We start from the raw sequence: 14,769 nt of genomic DNA on the forward strand, positions 1-14,769 counted from the left end.
ATGACACAGATCATCCCCGAGCCGTCGCACAAGCAGACGGACCCCGGCGGCCTCGTGGAGATGGCCTGGGATCCGATCACCCGCATCGTGGGCAGTCTCGGCATCTACACCAAGATCGATTTCGACAACCGAGAGGTGGTGGAATGCCACAGCACCTCGTCCATCTTTCGCGGCTACTCGTTGTTCATGAAGGGCAAGGATCCCCGCGACGCGCACTTCATCACGAGCCGCATCTGCGGCATCTGCGGTGACAACCACGCGACGTGTTCCTGCTACACGCAGAACATGGCGTACGGCGTGAAGCCACCGCACCTCGGGGAATGGATCGTGAACCTCGGTGAGGCCGCCGAGTACATGTTCGACCACAACATCTTTCAGGAGAACCTGGTCGGCGTGGACTACTGCGAGAAGATGGTGTCGGAGACGAACCCCGGTGTGCTCGCCAAGGCCGAGAACACCCAGGCGCCGCGGGCGGGTGAACACGGGTACCGCACGATCGCGGACATCATGCGTTCCCTCAATCCCTTCACCGGTGAGTTCTATCGCGAGGCACTCCAGGTCAGCCGGGCCACCCGAGAGATGTTCTGTCTCATGGAGGGTCGGCACGTCCACCCGTCCACCCTCTATCCGGGCGGGGTCGGGACGGTGGCAACCATCCAGCTGATGACGGACTACATGACCCGGTTGATGCGGTACGTGGAGTTCATGAAGAAGGTCGTGCCCATGCACGACGACCTGTTCGACTTCTTCTACGAGGCGATTCCTGGGTACGAGAAGGTGGGCCTGCGGCGGACGTTGCTCGGTTGCTGGGGCTCGTTCCAGGACCCCGAGTACTGCAACTTCGAGTACAAGGACATGACGAACTGGGGCCGGAAGATGTTCGTCACCCCCGGGGTCGTCGTCGACGGCAAGCTGGTCACCACCGATCTCGTCGACATCAACCTGGGCATCCGGATCCTGCTGGGGTCGTCGTACTACGACGACTGGAGCGACCAGGAGACCTTCGTCAAACAGGACCCGCTGGGCAATCCGGTCGACCGGCGTCACCCGTGGAACCAGCACACCAACCCGCAGCCGCAGAAACGCGACCTCGAGGACAAGTACAGCTGGGTGATGTCGCCCAGGTGGTTCGATGGCACCGACCACCTCGCGCTGGACACCGGTGGTGGACCGCTGGCCCGCCTGTGGTCGACGGCGCTGGCCGGACTCGTCGACATCGGGTACGTCAAGTCGACCGGCCGCAGCGTGCAGATCAACCTCCCGAAAACCGCGCTCAAGGGCCCGGTTTCGCTGGAGTGGAAGATCCCGGAGTTCGGCAGCAACACCATCGAACGCAACCGCGCCCGGACCTACTTCCAGGCGTACGCGGCGGCCTGTGCGCTGCACTTCGCGGAGAAGGCCCTCGAGGAGATCCGCGCCGGACGCACCAAGACGTGGGAGAAGTTCGACGTCCCCGAGGAGGGCATCGGCTGCGGGTTCACCGAGGCGGTGCGCGGGGTGCTCTCACACCACATGGTGATCCGGGACGGCAAGATCGCGAACTACCACCCGTACCCGCCGACCCCGTGGAACGCCAGCCCCCGCGACAGCCTCGGCACCCCCGGGCCGTACGAGGACGCGGTGCAGGGCCAGCCGATCTTCGAGGAGAACGACCGCGAGCACTTCAAGGGGATCGACATCATGCGGACCGTCCGCAGCTTCGACCCCTGCCTGCCCTGCGGCGTGCACATGTACCTCGGCAACGGCAAGACGCTGGAGAAGCTGCACTCGCCGACGCAGTCCATGACCGGAGAGTGACCGGTCAGGTGAACGGCCACCCGGCGGACGACGACGCATACTGGCGCAGCGCGGGCGACCGCATCGAGACGCTGCTCGAGGCCAGCTCGGTCGGCGGTGCGGCGGCCCGCGACCGCGCCGAGCAGCTGGTGCGCGAGGTGGCGGACCTGTACGGGGCCGGGCTGGAGCGGATCCTGCGGATCGTCGGCGAACTCGACGGCGGCGCGGCGGCGCGGCTCGCCGGCGACGACCTGGTGGCGAGCCTGCTGCTGGTCCACGGGCTGCACCCGCACGACGCCGAGACCCGGGTGCGCGTCGCGCTCGACGGCGTGCGGCCCTACCTGGGTTCGCACGGCGGGGACGTGGAACTGCTCGGCGTGAGCTTTCCGCCGGGTTCCGCCGGCGCGGACGGGGTGGTGCGGCTGCAGCTGACGGGCAGCTGCAAGAGCTGTCCGTCCTCGGCGGTGACGCTCGAGCTGGCCGTCGAGACCGCTGTCCGCGCGGCCGCGCCCGAGATCGCGACCATCGAGGTGGTCGCCGCGACCCCGGAGCCGGAGGCCGGGCTGATTCCCGCGGACTCGCTGTTCTCCCGTGTGCACCGCGGCGCCGCCCCCGGCGGAACCTGGTGCGCGGTACCCGAAGTCGAGCAGCTCCGCGACGGGGAGGTGGGCGGCTTCGTGGTGGCCGACCTGCCGATCCTGGTCTGCCGGGTCGCCGACGACCTGCTGGCCTACCGGGACCGCTGCCCCTCCTGCACCCACACGCTCGCCGGGGCGGTGCTGGCTCGCCGGGCCGGCTACCCCGCCGGCGACGCGGTGCTGCGCTGCCCGACCTGCCACGCGCACTTCGACGCGGTCCACGCGGGGGTCGGGCTCGACGACGACACGGTGCACCTGGACCCGCTCCCGCTGCTGGTGCGCGACGGCGTCCGGTCCGTGGCCGTGCCCGCCGAGGCCGCGGGGGTGGGATAGGTGAGCGACCCGTACTCCGTGCTGGCGCGCATCACGACGACCCGGCCCGACCCGCGTCCCGCCGGGGAGCGCTGCGAGATGTGTGCCGAACCCATCCTCGACCGGCACCAGCACGTGGTGGACACGACGGCCCGGTCCCTGATGTGCGTCTGCCGCGGCTGCTACCTGCTCTTCACCGACCCCGGCGCCGAACTGCGGTACCGCGCCGTCCCGGACCGCTACCTCGCGCTCCCGGGACTCGCGCTGGGGCGGGGCCGGTGGGAGGAACTCGAGATCCCGGTGGGACTGGCCTTCCTGTTCCGGAACTCGACGCTCGGCCGGATGCTCGCCTTCTACCCGGGCCCGGCCGGGGCCACCGAGTCGGAGCTTCCACTGGAGGCCTGGGGCGCGGTGTGCGCGGACAACCCGGTGCTGGGCGTGCTGGCCGACGACGTAGAGGCGCTGCTGGTCCGGATGCCGGAGCACGGATCCGGCGACGCGACGTGCTTCCTGGTCCCGATCGACGCCTGCTACGAACTGGTCGGCCAACTGCGCCTGCTGTGGCGGGGTTTCGACGGCGGCCAGGAGGCCCGCCGGTTCGTCGACGACTTCTTCGCGGACGTCGCGACACGCTGCGGCGGCGCGCCATGAGCGAGGTCTCCTTCGCCGTCCGCGACGTCGCCGTCGAGCCGTACGCGGTGGCCCCGATCCTGACGGCCCGCGTCGGCGTCACGGCGACCGGCGACGAGCCCGTCCACGCGATGGCCCTGCGCAGCCAGGTCCGGATCGAGCCGCACCGCCGTGCGTACACCGACGACGAGGCCGCGGGCCTGCTCGACCTCTTCGGTCCCCGGGAACGGTGGGACTCGACCCTGCGGTCATTCCTGTGGCTGCAGTGCTCCGCCGTGGTGCCCGGCTTCACTGGAACCACTGAGGTGGACCTGTCGCTGCCGTGCACCTACGACTTCGAGGTCGCGGCCTCGAAGTACCTGCACGCCCTGCGCGAGGGGACCGTGCCGCTCACCTTCCTGTTCAGCGGCACCATGTTCCTCCGGGGCGCCAACGGGTTCGGCGTGCAGCAGATTCCGTGGGACCGCGAGGACCACTACGACCTGCCGGTGACCGTGTGGCGGGACCTGATCCGCGCACACTTCCCGAACACCGGCTGGGTGCGACTCGGCCGGGACACCGTCGAGGCGTTGGCCGCCTACAAGTCGGCCCGAGGCCTGACCGGGCTCGACGACGCGGTCGCAGGGCTGCTCGCGCAGGCGCGGGAGGAGATCCCGTGACCGCCGCCGACATCAGCCCCCGGGTCCGCGCCGTCGCCGACGCCGTCCTGTACGAGGGCTACCTGCTCTACCCCTACCGCGGGAGCTCGCGGAAGAACCAGTCCCGCTGGCAGTTCGGCGTGCTGGGGCCGCCCGGCGCGGCCGCGGCCGGCGTCGGGGAGGAGCCGGCGCTCTCGGCCCAGTTGCTGACGGAAGGCGGCGAGGACGAGGGGGTCACTCTCGTGCTGCGCTTCCTGCAGCTGCAGACGCGCCACGTGCAGGAGCCCGTCGAGGGCGGCGGCTGGCGGACGGTCGACGAACTCGCCGCGGGCGCGCAACGCTGGCTCAGCTGGGACGAGGCGGTGGAACGGGAGGTCGCGTTCGCCCCCGTCCGGCTGCCGGAACTCGTGGCGCCGCGCACCATCCCGGTTGCGGTCGACGGGGGCGTCGACGTCGAGGAGCTGGCCGGGCCGGGACGGATCATGCGCACCCGGCAGCCGCTGGCGGCGGAGGTGACGCTGAGCCGCACCGAGGACGACGGCTTCGCCCGGCTCGGCGTCGAGGTGCGCAACACCGGCCCGGAGATCACCGGCCCAGGGACCACCGACAAGGAGGACGCGATCGCCCGCTCGCTGATCGGTGCGCACGTGATCGCCACCGTCGCCGGCGGCTCCTTTGTCTCGCTCCTCGAACCGCCGGCCGAGGCGGCGGCCGCGGTCGCGCGCTGCACCCACCGGCGGTGCTTCCCGGTGCTGGCAGGGGAACCCGGGACGCGCGACACCGTGCTGGTCTCGCCGATCATCCTGTACGACTACCCGGAGGTGGCGCAGGAGAGCGACGGCGCGCTGTTCGACTCCACCGAGATCGACGAGATCCTGACCCTGCGGGTGATGACGATGACCGACGAGGAGAAGGCGCAGGCCCGGGCCACCGATCCGCTCGCCGCGCGGATCGTCGACCGCTGTGACGCCATGACACCCGAGGCGTTGGGGCAGCTGCACGGCATCCTGCGGGACCCCCGCGCCGATCCGGGCCTGATTCCCGAACTGCCCGAGGGCGTTCCGTGGTGGGACCCCGAGGCCGACACCAGCGTGCGGCCTGACGTGGATGCGGTGCTGGTGAACGGGGTCCGGGTGGCGAAGGGCAGCGCCGTCCGCCTGCGCCCGTCCCGGCGGGCCGACGCCCAGGACCTCTTCTTCGCCGGCCGCACGGCCACCGTCGCGTCCGTGCACTCCGACGTGGACGGCAACACCCACGTCGGGGTGACCGTCGACGACGACCCGGCGGCCGAGCTGCACGACTGGTACGGGCGCTATCTCTACTTCGCGCCGGACGAGCTGGAACCGCTGGGTGAACCAGCGCCGGGCAGAGAGGAGGGTCAGTCATGGAGACAGTAGGGCAGATCGCGACCGTGCTGGTCGCGGTCCTGATCGTCGTGGGCGTCGTGGTCGGCGTCCGTTCGATCCCCGACGTGAGGCGGTACCTGCGGATGCGGCAGATGTGAGCCGCCACCGGACGACCCCGGAGCCGTGATGGCCGGATTGAACCGGGTGCTGGTCGCCGGCATCGGCAACATCTTCCTCGGCGACGACGGTTTCGGTCCGGAAGTGCTGCGGCGGTTGGCCGCAACGGACCGCGGCGGCTCGTCGGCCGGGCCGGCGGGCGCCCGCCTCGTCGACTACGGGATCCGGGGAATGCACCTCGCCTACGACCTGCTGGACGGCTGGGAGGCGCTGGTCCTGGTCGACGCCCTGCCCGATCGCGGTGCGCCGGGCACGATCCGGGTGTTCGAGGCCGACGTGGACGCGTTCGGGCAGGGCGGCGGACTTGACGCCCACGGCATGGACCCGGGATCGGTGTTCGCCGGTCTGGCCGCGCTCGGCGGCACGGCGCCCCGCACGATCGTCGTCGGCTGCGAGGTCCGGACGGTCGAGGAGGGCATCGGGCTCTCCCCGGAGGTCGAGTCCGCGGTGGACGGCGCGGTGACGGCGGTGCTCGACGTACTGGCGGGGTTGACGGTCGTGCCGGACGGTGCGGCGGCACGAGGCGAGGAGGGCTGACCGATGTGCCTGGGAATCCCGGGGCGGGTGGTGCGGATGCTCGACGGCTACGGGAACCAGCTGGCGCTGGTCGAAGTCGCCGGGGAGGAGCGCAGGGTCAACGTGGGGATGCTGCCGGAGAACTCGTGCGGGCCGGGTGACTGGGTCATCATCCACATGGGCATGGCGGTGGACAAGACCGACGCGGCGGGAGCCGAGCAGGCGATGGCGGGGCTGGAGCTGATGGGCCGGCCCCGGGAGGAAACCGCTCCGGACCGCTGAAGTCCCGCTCCGGCGGCGCGCGCCGACCGGGCTCCGACCCCGCGGGGTTGCCATCGTGTCGGAGACCGGTCAGGCGCGGCACCGCGATCAGCAGGGGCCCGGCTCGCCGATCTTCACGGCGGACAGTACGGCCTCGGCTTCACCGACGGGTGAGCCAGGCAGCGGGGTCTGCCCGACCACGACCCAGTTCGAGTCGACGACCTGTCGGCGGCCCGCTCCCGTCGCGTCGACGCTCCGAGAGAAGAAGACACCTTCCGCCTGGATGCGATCCTGTGCTGCCTGCAGATTCATGCATACGACGTTCGGCATGGTGGCGGGCACTGCCGCCGGTGCGGCCGCAGCGGGCGGTGCTGCGGCGGGCGGTGCAACCGAGATCGGTTCGGCCACCGCATGGGTCGGCGCCGGAGGGGCCACGATTGGCTTCGACGTGGTCGGACGTGCCGACACTGACGTCGGGCTCACCGCAGATGTGACGGCCGGCGGCCTCACTTCGGCAGTCCCCGCCTCGTCCTCCGACGAACATCCCAATACGGCCAGGCCCACAACCGCCAACGTCACGACTATCCGTTTCATACCCGTTGTCTAGCAGTGCGCGCCACGGATCCCCGGTAGGCCTCGCACACTGTCGGCCATGCGAACGACAGCAGTGTCGCACCCGCCGTCTTCAGACTCGGCATGCCAATTGGACGATCGGTCTACAGTCTCCCGTACTCGTACCGATCCGTTCGACAGTGGAGCTCATGTGACCCGGAATTCTCTCTCCCGGCGGGGGTTTCTGACCGCTGTCGCCGCCGCCTCGCTGCTGCCGCCGTCGCTGCAGCGTGCGCTGGCCGCACCGGTACCTGCCGGTGGGCTCGACTCGATCGAGCACGTCGTCCTGCTCATGCAGGAGAACCGGTCGTTCGACCACTACTACGGATCGCTGCGCGGCGTGCGGGGGTTCGGTGACCCCAACGCGTTGCGGTTGCGGGGCGGGGCCACAGTTTTCGAGCAGCCCGGTGCGAACGGTCCGGTGCTCCCGTTCCCGATTCGGGACTCCGCCGCCGCGCAGGGGATGGACACCCAGAACGTCACCGGCCTCGACCACAGCTGGGAGGGCGGACACCAGGCCCTCGCGGACGGCTGGCACGACGGCTGGATCGCGGCCAAGACCGGCACGACGATGGCCTACTACGACCGCCAGGACATCCCGTTCCACTACGAGCTCGCGGACGCGTTCACCATCTGCGACGCCTACCACTGCTCGGTGCCGACGTCGACCAGCCCCAACCGCAACTACTGGGTGTCCGGGTACACCGGATTCGAACCCGCCGGCGCGAATCCGTTGGGTTCGACCGAGGAGTTGGGCTCGAGTGGGTCGGAGGGCGCGCCGGGCCCCGAGGGGCGTGCGGTCACCAATGCCGCCTACAACCCATGGCACGCCGGCTACGGGTGGACCACCGTTCCGGAGCGGCTGCAGGCCGCCGGCGTCACCTGGAAGACGTACCAGGAGTGGGACAACTTCGGAGACAACAACCTCGAGTACTTCACCACCTTCAAGAAGGTAGGGGCGCACCTGCTCGGGAACCCCGGCCTGGTCCCGTACGAGCTGCAGACCCTCGCCGGGCTCTACCTCGCGCTGCCCGCGCTGCCGCCCGCGGCCCAGGACGTGGCCTTGGGGGCACTCGAGGTCGCGGTGAACGGGCTTTCCCCCGCCGACCGGCAGCTGTACGACCGCGGGCTGTACCGGTCGCGTCCGGGCACACTGGCCGCCGAGTTCCGGAAGGACGTCGAGTCGGGCAGGCTGCCGCAGGTCAGTTATCTGGTTCCGTCCGAGGTCGACTCGGAGCATCCGTCCGGATCGTCGCCGGCGGCGAGCGCCACGCTGCTGTACCAGGTGCTCGACGCGATCGCGTCGGACCCGGCCCTCTGGGCGAAGACGGCCGTGATCGTCAACTTCGACGAGAACGACGGCTACTTCGACCACGTGCCGCCGCCGCGTCCGCCGCTTTCGGTCGGCTCGGAGTGGGTGGCCGGTCAACCCCTCGGTCTCGGCCCCCGGGTGCCGATGACGATCGTCTCGCCCTGGACGGTGGGCGGGTTCGTGTGCTCGCAGGTGTTCGACCACACGTCGGTGAACCAGTTCCTGGAGAAGCGGTTCGGGATCACCCAACCGGAGATCGACCCGTGGCGGCGCACGGTCAGCGGGGACCTGACCTCGGCCTTCGACTTCGCCCACCCGCGCAGCCGGCCGAACGTCGCCCGCCCCCGGCCCACCCCGCCGCTGGAGCCGAGGTGGACGCCCACGCCGCCGGCCGAGCAGCGGATGCCGCTGCAGGAGAGCGGTACCCGGCTCGCGCGGGCGCTGCCGTACCAGCCCGATGCGTACGCGACCGTGGACCCCGGTGCCCGTGCCCTGACGATGCATCTGGCCAACACCGGTGCCGCCTCGGCGCACCTGGCCCTGTACCCCTACGCGGGCGAGTTCGACGCGCCGCGGCACTACGACGTCCTCGGTGCGGCCGACGACACCGTCGCCATCCCCGGACCGCGCTACGACCTGACCCTGCTCGGTCCCAACGGCTTCCGGCGCGAATTCGCCGGGTCGACCGACGGTGCGGCGGCCGCACTCGCACTGTCCACAAGGGTCGACGCGGCGGCGGGGGCGCTCGACCTGACCGTGAAGAACCCAGGGGATCGCGAGCTGACCGTCGTGCTCGACGGCCAGCGCAGTCGACTCGCGGCAGGCGGCAGCGAGTCGTGGACGGTGCGGTCGGTGGACGGCTGGTACGAGGCCACCGTGACCGTCGACGAGGACCCGGACTTCCGGCGCCGCCTCGTCGGCCACGTCGAGAACGGACGGGGCAGCGTCAGTCAGCCAGTGTGAGGTGACGACGGGGGGTTCGCCCGGATCCGCGCCCGCGTAGGGCAAGTCAGTGAAGGCAATCGACCAGTAGGAGCTCCTGTGCGTCACCGCGTCGAGCGCCAAGGGCGCGCCGGACGGCGTGCCGGAGGTCACTGAGACCGACCTGGACCGCGAACATGCCGACATGGGAACAAACTTCGTGCGTTTCCTGATCTCGTGGCGCTCCGTCGAGCCCGCACCGGGGCAGTACGACCAGGCATACCTCGACCGCGTCGAGGACCGGGTCGGCTGGTACGCCGAGCGCGGCTACCAGGTGATGCTCGACATGCACCAGGACGTGTTTCCGGGGCGATCACCCCGGAGGGCAACGGCGGCAACGGCGCCGGCAACATCGGCAACGGTGCGCCGGCCTGGGCGACGTACATGGACGGCCTTCCGGTGGAGCCCCAGGACAGGTGGGAGCTGTACTACATCCAACCCGGTGTGATGCGCGCGTTCGACAACTTCTGGAACACCACCGGCAAGCACCCCGAGCTCGTCGAGCACTACGCGAACGCGTGGCGGGCGGTTGCCGATCGCTTCGCCGGCAACGACACCGTGGCCGAGACGCCGGTGATGCTGTGGCAGTCTGCTGGGATGGTTGAGCTGCAGGGCGACGGTCCCGGGACCTCCGGCGCGGCCGGAGGTGACATCCGACCTTCCCGGGAGGTGGGGCGGCGCCCGGGTGACATTGCCCGGACGGTGGGGGTGGCGCTCCTGCCGCTGATCCTGCTCGGTGGCTCACTCCTGGGTGGGCTGATCGAGGACAACCGCGGGACGATGATCGGCGATGTGCTGGTCACCTGGAACCTCGTCGGCGTCTTCGGTGCGCTGGTGTTCCTGCCGGTGGTGGTGGTGTCACTGGTCGGGGCGGGTGCGTTGGCGTGGCAGTTCCGGTTCGGTCGCTGGCTGGCGTCGATCGGTAGCGGGGCGATGGTGCTACTGGCCTCGGCCCTCGTGTACGGCATGGTCGCGGATGTGGTGGACCCGCCGGAGTGGCGTGATCCGTACAGTTGGGCGCCGCCGCTCACACCTCTCACGGTGACGATCTTCGTCGCCCCGTACCTCGCGATCGCCGCGGCCAATGTGTATGTGGTCCTGCGCCTCTGGAAGCGGGCCTCGTAGGTCCACGCCCCGTCAGTGGGACGATTGCCATCTCGCCGGACGATCGTGGTTCGAGTGCTGTCGAGGCAGTTACTCGCAGCGGTCACCACCTCGGTACATCACAGATGAGGACGACACATGTCGAGGAATTGGCCAGTCGCGGTCGTCGCAGTGGGGTTGCTGGGCGCCGCGGCGTGCGGGACACCGGAAGCGGCTTCCGCGGACGACCCGAGCATCGTTCGAGCGGACCTGCTGCCGGACGCCTCGGAGTTGCCCGCGGGAACCCAGGTCGAGCGACTCGAGCGCGAGGACCAAATGATCCTGAACCTGAACATCCACGCGCCAAGCGACGGGATCGGATTGGACATGGACCCCGTCTTCGAACCGGCGCAGTGCGCGGGCGAGAGCCTGTACGCCGACCAGGCACGTGCGGGCTTGATCGAGAACGGTTCCGCCAGCGCCGCGCTCCTCGAAAGTGGTGGCGCGTACGTGATGCTGGTCAGCGAGACGGGCACGGATGTGTCCCGGGTGGTCGAGGCGCACACCGGGCAGTGTTCGGCCTATACCGTGACTTCGACCAGCTTCGACAGCACGTCCCAGCGCACGATTCGGACGGAGCGGCTCGATCTTCCCGCGGCGCTCGTCGCCGAGGACGCCGCGATCCTGTACGAGGTCAGCCATCCCGACAACCCGGCCTGGTCCGACACCGAGGTCCTCCTCGGGTACGCCGCAGTCGACGAGTACACGGTGGTGGTCCTCGGATACGAGGGCAGGCAGTCCCAGCCCGAGTTCGACGACGTGTTCACGCGGGTCGTCGAGAAGGTGCGGCGCGTCGGCTGAGGTTTCGGGTGCGTCGAACTGCCGACTCCGTTACCCGTTCCCGTGACGACCGTGCCGTCCCAGATGAATTACGAGAGATGGCCACCGTTCACGTACAGGGTGGAGAAGTCGCCGCTGGAGTCCTTCTCCTCGAACTCGGAGATCCGGATCGACGCGTACTCCTCGACGAAGGTCCCCGAGCGGACCGACATCGCGGTGCCGTCCTCGGGGTTGCCGACCCGCACGGGGTTGCGGCCGTAGGCGACGAAGCGGGCGACGCCGGCGGTGGGGCGGGACGCGATGCTGGACATTGAGCACTCCTCGATGCTCGGCAACAACAAGTGGACGACGTTCCTCACCCAGGAGCTGCCGCCCGTCATCGATGCCGGGCTCAAGACCAACGGCGTGAACTCGCTGGCCGGTATCTCGATGGCGGGCACCTCCGTGCTCAACCTCGCCGTCGCCGCACCGGACCTGTACAAGAGCGTCGGCGCCTACAGCGGGTGCGCGGAGACCAGTACCCCGGCCGGTCGCGCCTACATGGACATGGTTGTCGACTCGCGTGGTGGCGGCGACGTCACGAACATGTGGGGCGCCAGAACGATCCGGCGTGGGTCGAGAACGCCCCTGTGGCCCAGGCCGAGAAGCTGCGCGGCCAGAACATGTACATCTCCACCGGAAACGGCCTGCCCGGCCCGCACGACACGTTCGAAGAGTCCGGCGGCAGCGCAACGGCTCTCGCCGAGCGAGTGATCGTCGGCGTCATCTTCTGCGGCCGTCCCCCCACCCGGCCGCGGGCGCGGGCGGCGGCCAGGCCGGCGGAGGTGCGTTCACGGATGAGGTCCCGTTCGAAGCTGGCGAGGGCTGTGACTCGCGGCGATACATGGCGGTATTCTCGCGCTGTTCCTTGGCGTTCCAGAGGGGGATGACCGCTCGCGAACAACCACCGGACCAGGCCAAACTCTGTGTGGTCTTGGTGTCCGCGCGCCTAGAATCTGCGTATGGACCACTATGTCAGGCAGGAGCCGATCCCGGATCGCAGTCCTGGACAGCCGGAGGTTCGTTCTCGGTTCGGGTGGATCCGGGCAGCTCTAGATTTCCGTCGTCCTGGAGATTTGCTCCGCGACCGGGCTGCCAGCAGGTACTCATCCGTGGCGCCTCGCCATCCTGATGGGACCCGTACCAAGATAATCCCGTTCAACGGCAGCGGCTGGGGGCGATAGGCGGTTCTGACGCCGCAGGCTCTGTGTCCTTTCGTGCCGCCCCCGCGCGTACGCCTGGCGCCCAGGGACTCTCCCGCGTGCGTCCCGGATCTACCATCCGAGCGAAGTGTTGCTGATGGCCAGGGGTACATGCATCCAAGGAGAATCGCTTGATGGAAACCGTCTTTGTCGGTGCGATCGCAGTGACGGTGCTGGTCGGCTTGGACCAGGCCGGACTGTGGGCCGAGCGAAAGGGATGGGTCTACTGGCGCAAGGGCAAGCGTGGGGATGCGGGAGGCGGCATGTTGGGGGTCATGGACGAACTCCTCTCGCCCGCCAAGAGCCACACCCTCGAGGAGATCGCCAACAAGCAGCACGGTCGAGTCGACGCAACCGTCGGAGACGGTGGATGGGTCGATCTCGATGGTGGTCGGGCGCACTTGCCGGCGATTGGTCGGTAGTAGAAGACGCCAGGTGCGCGGACGTTGCAGACCGCGGGTGTCTTCGTTCGTGACTTTCGACAGTCCATCAATCGTTCGTTTTCGGAAACGCCCGCTGACGATCGCTACGGATATCGTTGGAGTGCCCAGGATTGCGCCAGAGGCGGACATGCATCGCTTGCTCACGCCCTGCAATCGGCGCAGCCTGCGAACCCCGCTAGCTGATCCTGTAGACGTCGCGATCCTGATCGTTCGTGGGCTCGTAGCGGAGGTAGGTGATCGTGCGGGGGCCCTCCAGTGTTGCCGACGGTGAGAAGCCGGAACGGCAGGGTTCGGCAATCGAGATTGCGGACAGTCCCTGCGCCTTCGGCGGGATCCACGCGCCGTACACCACATAGCCTCGCGGGCCGTTCCAGTTTCCTTGTTCATAGCAGGACACCCGCACCCGAAACGACGAGTACCTTGGCGCGGTGCACCAGGCGCTGCCGATGCGGGTCGTGATGTTCCTCGCCACCGTGCATTCAACCCCCAGCTCTCGGGCGTCCGCACCGGGTCCGGTGACGAGCATCGCGGCTGCCACCGCTGCGCCGGTGGTCGCGACAGCCGCGAGTCGGCGGACAGATCTGAACATCGATTACCTCACCTCGTTGGAGTTCGGTACCAGCTTGCGGCAGGCAGCCGACTCGGCACATCCCCCTTCGGGGTGGGATCTCCCCACCCCGAAGGGGATCCTCCGGGCTGGGTCATCGACTGACCGTCCTGTATGAAGATCGTCGAACAGGACTGGCTGAACAGCTCAACGGAGCGGAGCCCCAGGCCTATTGCCGACTCCCACTGCTACCGCCGCAGCCAGGTCTCCCATAAAGGGGTTCTCGCCGACGATCGCGCAGCAGTTGCCCGCTGCGACACCGAAACTGACTGGTTCGAATGCGGTCAGCTCGCCGAAGTGTCGCTCGGCGTCGCGGACGACCAGGAGGTGGTCGTCGCGATGTGAGTGGTCGAGCATGGGTTCTCCCGGAGTTCCTCGTGGTGGAAGCGCGAGGAGGCGGGGACCGGTCAGAATGCTGCAGAAAGCGCGGCCCCCGCGACGGGGCCGGGTGCCCGGGGCCGCGGGCGGCCCGCGGTGTCGGGATGGCTGTGGCGGCGGAACGAACCTCGGAGTCGTCGCTCCTCGGCGGTCGGACCTCGCGCGGTGCGGGATTGCCCGCACGTCGGGTCGTCGGAGCGGCCCAGGAGCACGAGCGCCGCAACGGCCACGACGGTGGCGAGGAGTCCCACCAGCAGGACGTTGGTATCGCCGGTGGGCGGGAGGGTGGCGGCGATGAAGGCGACGGTCGCCCACGTCATCAGGACGGCGAGGACATCCGCAATGCCTCGCGAGTCCTGGAACATGTGCAGAAGCCAACCCGGCGAGCGCCGATGACGGCCTGTACTGGAAGCGCTGGCGTCTGCCCGGACAGCTTCGAAGGGGTTCGCTAGCGAACGAACGCGACGCCCACGTCGGGGCCGCCACCCGGAAGCTGGACAAGCGGGCTGTTCCACCATGATTGCGGCGTCGTGTCGTATGACAAACCTCCCCACACGGGGTCTCCACTCGGGCGCATGTTGACCACGATGGAGTCACGGTTGTTGTACCCGTGCACGACGTAGAAGTTGTCCGGCGCGGCGGCGCCGACCACAACGAACTTCGTTGCCGGCGAGTCCAGGGCATCGACGTCGTGTACACGTCGGTACTCGGTCGCATAGATCGCGCCCATCTTGGTTGCCGAGACGATCACGACTCGACCGGACTCGTAGATCGGGAGCCCGGCGTTGCGGGCGGCGATGAGGGCGTCGGCGGTCAGCCCCTCCGGCGCGCCACTGCCGCCGGCAGAGGCATTCTCCACGGACGCGGCAATCGGGGCCAATGGATTCGATCTCGGTGCGGCCGATGCAGGCGCCGCTGCACCTGTGACGACCGCGGTGGAAAGGGCTGTCGCAGCGAGCAGTTGACTCAACTTACGAG

20 protein-coding genes and 1 pseudogene are annotated in these 14,769 nt (G+C 69.2%); 15 read left to right on the plus strand and 6 right to left on the minus strand.

Annotation, left to right across the window (positions count from 1 at the left end):
• From RT2_RS13430 to RT2_RS13460, 8 genes are read left to right on the plus strand one after another with little or no spacing between them, the layout of a single operon-like run.
• The gene (locus RT2_RS13430; protein WP_072845279.1) at positions 1–1,797 is read left to right on the plus strand and encodes a nickel-dependent hydrogenase large subunit; all 1,797 of its coding nucleotides are present in this window, start codon (positions 1–3) and stop codon (positions 1,795–1,797) included.
• Complete coding sequence (locus RT2_RS13435; protein WP_371851167.1) at positions 1,794–2,747, plus strand: NifU family protein; 954 nt, start codon at positions 1,794–1,796, stop codon at positions 2,745–2,747. Before RT2_RS13430 ends, RT2_RS13435 begins: the two co-directional genes overlap by 4 nt.
• A complete protein-coding gene (locus RT2_RS13440; RefSeq protein WP_072845280.1) occupies positions 2,748–3,377 on the plus strand; it encodes a DUF5947 family protein in 630 nt (209 codons plus the stop codon).
• Entirely contained in the window at positions 3,374–4,015 is a 642-nt protein-coding gene (locus RT2_RS13445) for a DUF6084 family protein (RefSeq protein WP_072845281.1), read from the plus strand. Before RT2_RS13440 ends, RT2_RS13445 begins: the two co-directional genes overlap by 4 nt.
• Positions 4,012–5,391, plus strand: a complete 1,380-nt coding sequence (locus RT2_RS13450) for a hypothetical protein (RefSeq protein WP_245709276.1) — start codon at positions 4,012–4,014, stop codon at positions 5,389–5,391. The genes RT2_RS13445 and RT2_RS13450 overlap by 4 nt, the downstream gene beginning before the upstream one ends.
• Positions 5,379–5,498: a DUF6893 family small protein gene (locus tag RT2_RS26830; RefSeq protein WP_092776013.1), complete on the plus strand. Its 120-nt coding sequence runs from the start codon at positions 5,379–5,381 to the stop codon at positions 5,496–5,498. The genes RT2_RS13450 and RT2_RS26830 overlap by 13 nt, the downstream gene beginning before the upstream one ends.
• Positions 5,499–5,526: 28 nt before the next feature.
• Positions 5,527–6,054, plus strand: a complete 528-nt coding sequence (locus tag RT2_RS13455) for a hydrogenase maturation protease (RefSeq protein ID WP_072845282.1) — start codon at positions 5,527–5,529, stop codon at positions 6,052–6,054.
• 3 nt (positions 6,055–6,057) lie between these two features.
• The gene (locus RT2_RS13460; RefSeq protein WP_072845283.1) at positions 6,058–6,315 is read left to right on the plus strand and encodes a HypC/HybG/HupF family hydrogenase formation chaperone; all 258 of its coding nucleotides are present in this window, start codon (positions 6,058–6,060) and stop codon (positions 6,313–6,315) included.
• Between the two features lie 87 nt (positions 6,316–6,402).
• Here RT2_RS13460 and RT2_RS26835 read toward each other — a convergent pair whose 3' ends face one another.
• Positions 6,403–6,702 carry a calcium-binding protein gene (locus RT2_RS26835; RefSeq protein WP_245709275.1) on the minus strand — a complete coding sequence of 100 codons (300 nt, stop codon included), beginning with the start codon at positions 6,700–6,702 and terminating at the stop codon, positions 6,403–6,405.
• Between the two features lie 355 nt (positions 6,703–7,057).
• Between RT2_RS26835 and RT2_RS13470 the strand changes: the two genes are divergently transcribed.
• From RT2_RS13470 to RT2_RS13480, 4 genes are all read left to right on the plus strand, one after another.
• On the plus strand, positions 7,058–9,181 hold the full coding sequence (locus RT2_RS13470) for a phosphocholine-specific phospholipase C (RefSeq protein WP_072845285.1): 2,124 nt from the start codon (positions 7,058–7,060) through the stop codon (positions 9,179–9,181).
• Between the two features lie 163 nt (positions 9,182–9,344).
• Positions 9,345–9,647, plus strand: coding sequence for a cellulase family glycosylhydrolase (locus tag RT2_RS26430; protein WP_245709274.1), 303 nt, complete (start codon positions 9,345–9,347; stop codon positions 9,645–9,647).
• On the plus strand, positions 9,584–10,324 hold the full coding sequence (locus tag RT2_RS26435) for a hypothetical protein (RefSeq protein ID WP_245709294.1): 741 nt from the start codon (positions 9,584–9,586) through the stop codon (positions 10,322–10,324). Before RT2_RS26430 ends, RT2_RS26435 begins: the two co-directional genes overlap by 64 nt.
• Before the next feature lie 117 nt (positions 10,325–10,441).
• The gene (locus RT2_RS13480) at positions 10,442–11,143 is read left to right on the plus strand and encodes a hypothetical protein (protein WP_072845286.1); all 702 of its coding nucleotides are present in this window, start codon (positions 10,442–10,444) and stop codon (positions 11,141–11,143) included.
• A 68-nt stretch (positions 11,144–11,211) separates the two neighbouring features.
• Here the strand turns inward: RT2_RS13480 and RT2_RS25470 are convergent, their stop codons facing one another.
• Complete coding sequence (locus tag RT2_RS25470) at positions 11,212–11,433, minus strand: hypothetical protein (RefSeq protein WP_072845287.1); 222 nt, start codon at positions 11,431–11,433, stop codon at positions 11,212–11,214.
• Here RT2_RS25470 and RT2_RS13490 point away from each other — a divergent pair.
• Positions 11,423–11,875, plus strand: a complete 453-nt coding sequence (locus tag RT2_RS13490) for an alpha/beta hydrolase-fold protein (RefSeq protein WP_092776010.1) — start codon at positions 11,423–11,425, stop codon at positions 11,873–11,875. The two genes, RT2_RS25470 and RT2_RS13490, sit on opposite strands and share 11 nt — an antisense overlap.
• Positions 11,876–11,948: 73 nt before the next feature.
• Here RT2_RS13490 and RT2_RS26840 read toward each other — a convergent pair.
• Positions 11,949–12,065 (minus strand): annotated as a pseudogene (locus RT2_RS26840) (hypothetical protein); the annotation flags it as partial.
• A 429-nt stretch (positions 12,066–12,494) separates the two neighbouring features.
• Between RT2_RS26840 and RT2_RS13500 the strand changes: the two are divergent.
• Positions 12,495–12,785 (plus strand): hypothetical protein, encoded by a 291-nt coding sequence (locus tag RT2_RS13500; RefSeq protein WP_139191181.1) that lies wholly within the window; start codon positions 12,495–12,497, stop codon positions 12,783–12,785.
• A gap of 196 nt (positions 12,786–12,981) precedes the next feature.
• On the opposite strand, the gene RT2_RS25475 is transcribed toward RT2_RS13500, so the two are convergent.
• Positions 12,982–13,344 (minus strand): hypothetical protein, encoded by a 363-nt coding sequence (locus tag RT2_RS25475; RefSeq protein ID WP_139191180.1) that lies wholly within the window; start codon positions 13,342–13,344, stop codon positions 12,982–12,984.
• 183 nt (positions 13,345–13,527) lie between these two features.
• Here RT2_RS25475 and RT2_RS13505 point away from each other — a divergent pair, with 183 nt between their 5' ends.
• On the plus strand, positions 13,528–13,758 hold the full coding sequence (locus RT2_RS13505) for a hypothetical protein (protein ID WP_072845290.1): 231 nt from the start codon (positions 13,528–13,530) through the stop codon (positions 13,756–13,758).
• A 62-nt stretch (positions 13,759–13,820) separates the two neighbouring features.
• Here RT2_RS13505 and RT2_RS13510 read toward each other — a convergent pair whose 3' ends face one another.
• Both RT2_RS13510 and RT2_RS13515 read right to left on the minus strand, forming a co-directional pair.
• Positions 13,821–14,156 (minus strand): DUF6412 domain-containing protein, encoded by a 336-nt coding sequence (locus RT2_RS13510; protein ID WP_072845291.1) that lies wholly within the window; start codon positions 14,154–14,156, stop codon positions 13,821–13,823.
• Positions 14,157–14,239: 83 nt separating this feature from the next.
• A complete protein-coding gene (locus RT2_RS13515) occupies positions 14,240–14,650 on the minus strand; it encodes a hypothetical protein (protein ID WP_072845292.1) in 411 nt (136 codons plus the stop codon).
• Positions 14,651–14,769 lie beyond the last annotated feature (119 nt).

Source organism: Rhodococcus tukisamuensis NBRC 100609, from assembly GCF_001894985.1.
GTDB classification, from domain to species: Bacteria; Actinomycetota; Actinomycetes; order Mycobacteriales; family Mycobacteriaceae; genus Rhodococcus_G; species Rhodococcus_G tukisamuensis.

What these genes read in the sequence shown, in the direction of transcription:
- RT2_RS13430 (WP_072845279.1), top strand. Translation starts at nt 1, where the DNA reads ATGACACAGATCATCCCCGAGCCGTCGCACAAGCAGACGGACCCCGGC.
- RT2_RS26830 (WP_092776013.1), top strand. Translation starts at nt 5,379, where the DNA reads ATGGAGACAGTAGGGCAGATCGCGACCGTGCTGGTCGCGGTCCTGATC.
- RT2_RS13455 (WP_072845282.1), top strand. Translation starts at nt 5,527, where the DNA reads ATGGCCGGATTGAACCGGGTGCTGGTCGCCGGCATCGGCAACATCTTC.
- RT2_RS13480 (WP_072845286.1), top strand. Translation starts at nt 10,442, where the DNA reads ATGTCGAGGAATTGGCCAGTCGCGGTCGTCGCAGTGGGGTTGCTGGGC.
- RT2_RS13460 (WP_072845283.1), top strand. Translation starts at nt 6,058, where the DNA reads ATGTGCCTGGGAATCCCGGGGCGGGTGGTGCGGATGCTCGACGGCTAC.
- RT2_RS13510 (WP_072845291.1), bottom strand. Translation starts at nt 14,156, where the DNA reads ATGTTCCAGGACTCGCGAGGCATTGCGGATGTCCTCGCCGTCCTGATG.
- RT2_RS13490 (WP_092776010.1), top strand. Translation starts at nt 11,423, where the DNA reads ATGCTGGACATTGAGCACTCCTCGATGCTCGGCAACAACAAGTGGACG.
- RT2_RS26435 (WP_245709294.1), top strand. Translation starts at nt 9,584, where the DNA reads ATGGACGGCCTTCCGGTGGAGCCCCAGGACAGGTGGGAGCTGTACTAC.
- RT2_RS25470 (WP_072845287.1), bottom strand. Translation starts at nt 11,433, where the DNA reads ATGTCCAGCATCGCGTCCCGCCCCACCGCCGGCGTCGCCCGCTTCGTC.
- RT2_RS13445 (WP_072845281.1), top strand. Translation starts at nt 3,374, where the DNA reads ATGAGCGAGGTCTCCTTCGCCGTCCGCGACGTCGCCGTCGAGCCGTAC.
- RT2_RS26430 (WP_245709274.1), top strand. Translation starts at nt 9,345, where the DNA reads ATGGGAACAAACTTCGTGCGTTTCCTGATCTCGTGGCGCTCCGTCGAG.
- RT2_RS13505 (WP_072845290.1), top strand. Translation starts at nt 13,528, where the DNA reads ATGAAGATCGTCGAACAGGACTGGCTGAACAGCTCAACGGAGCGGAGC.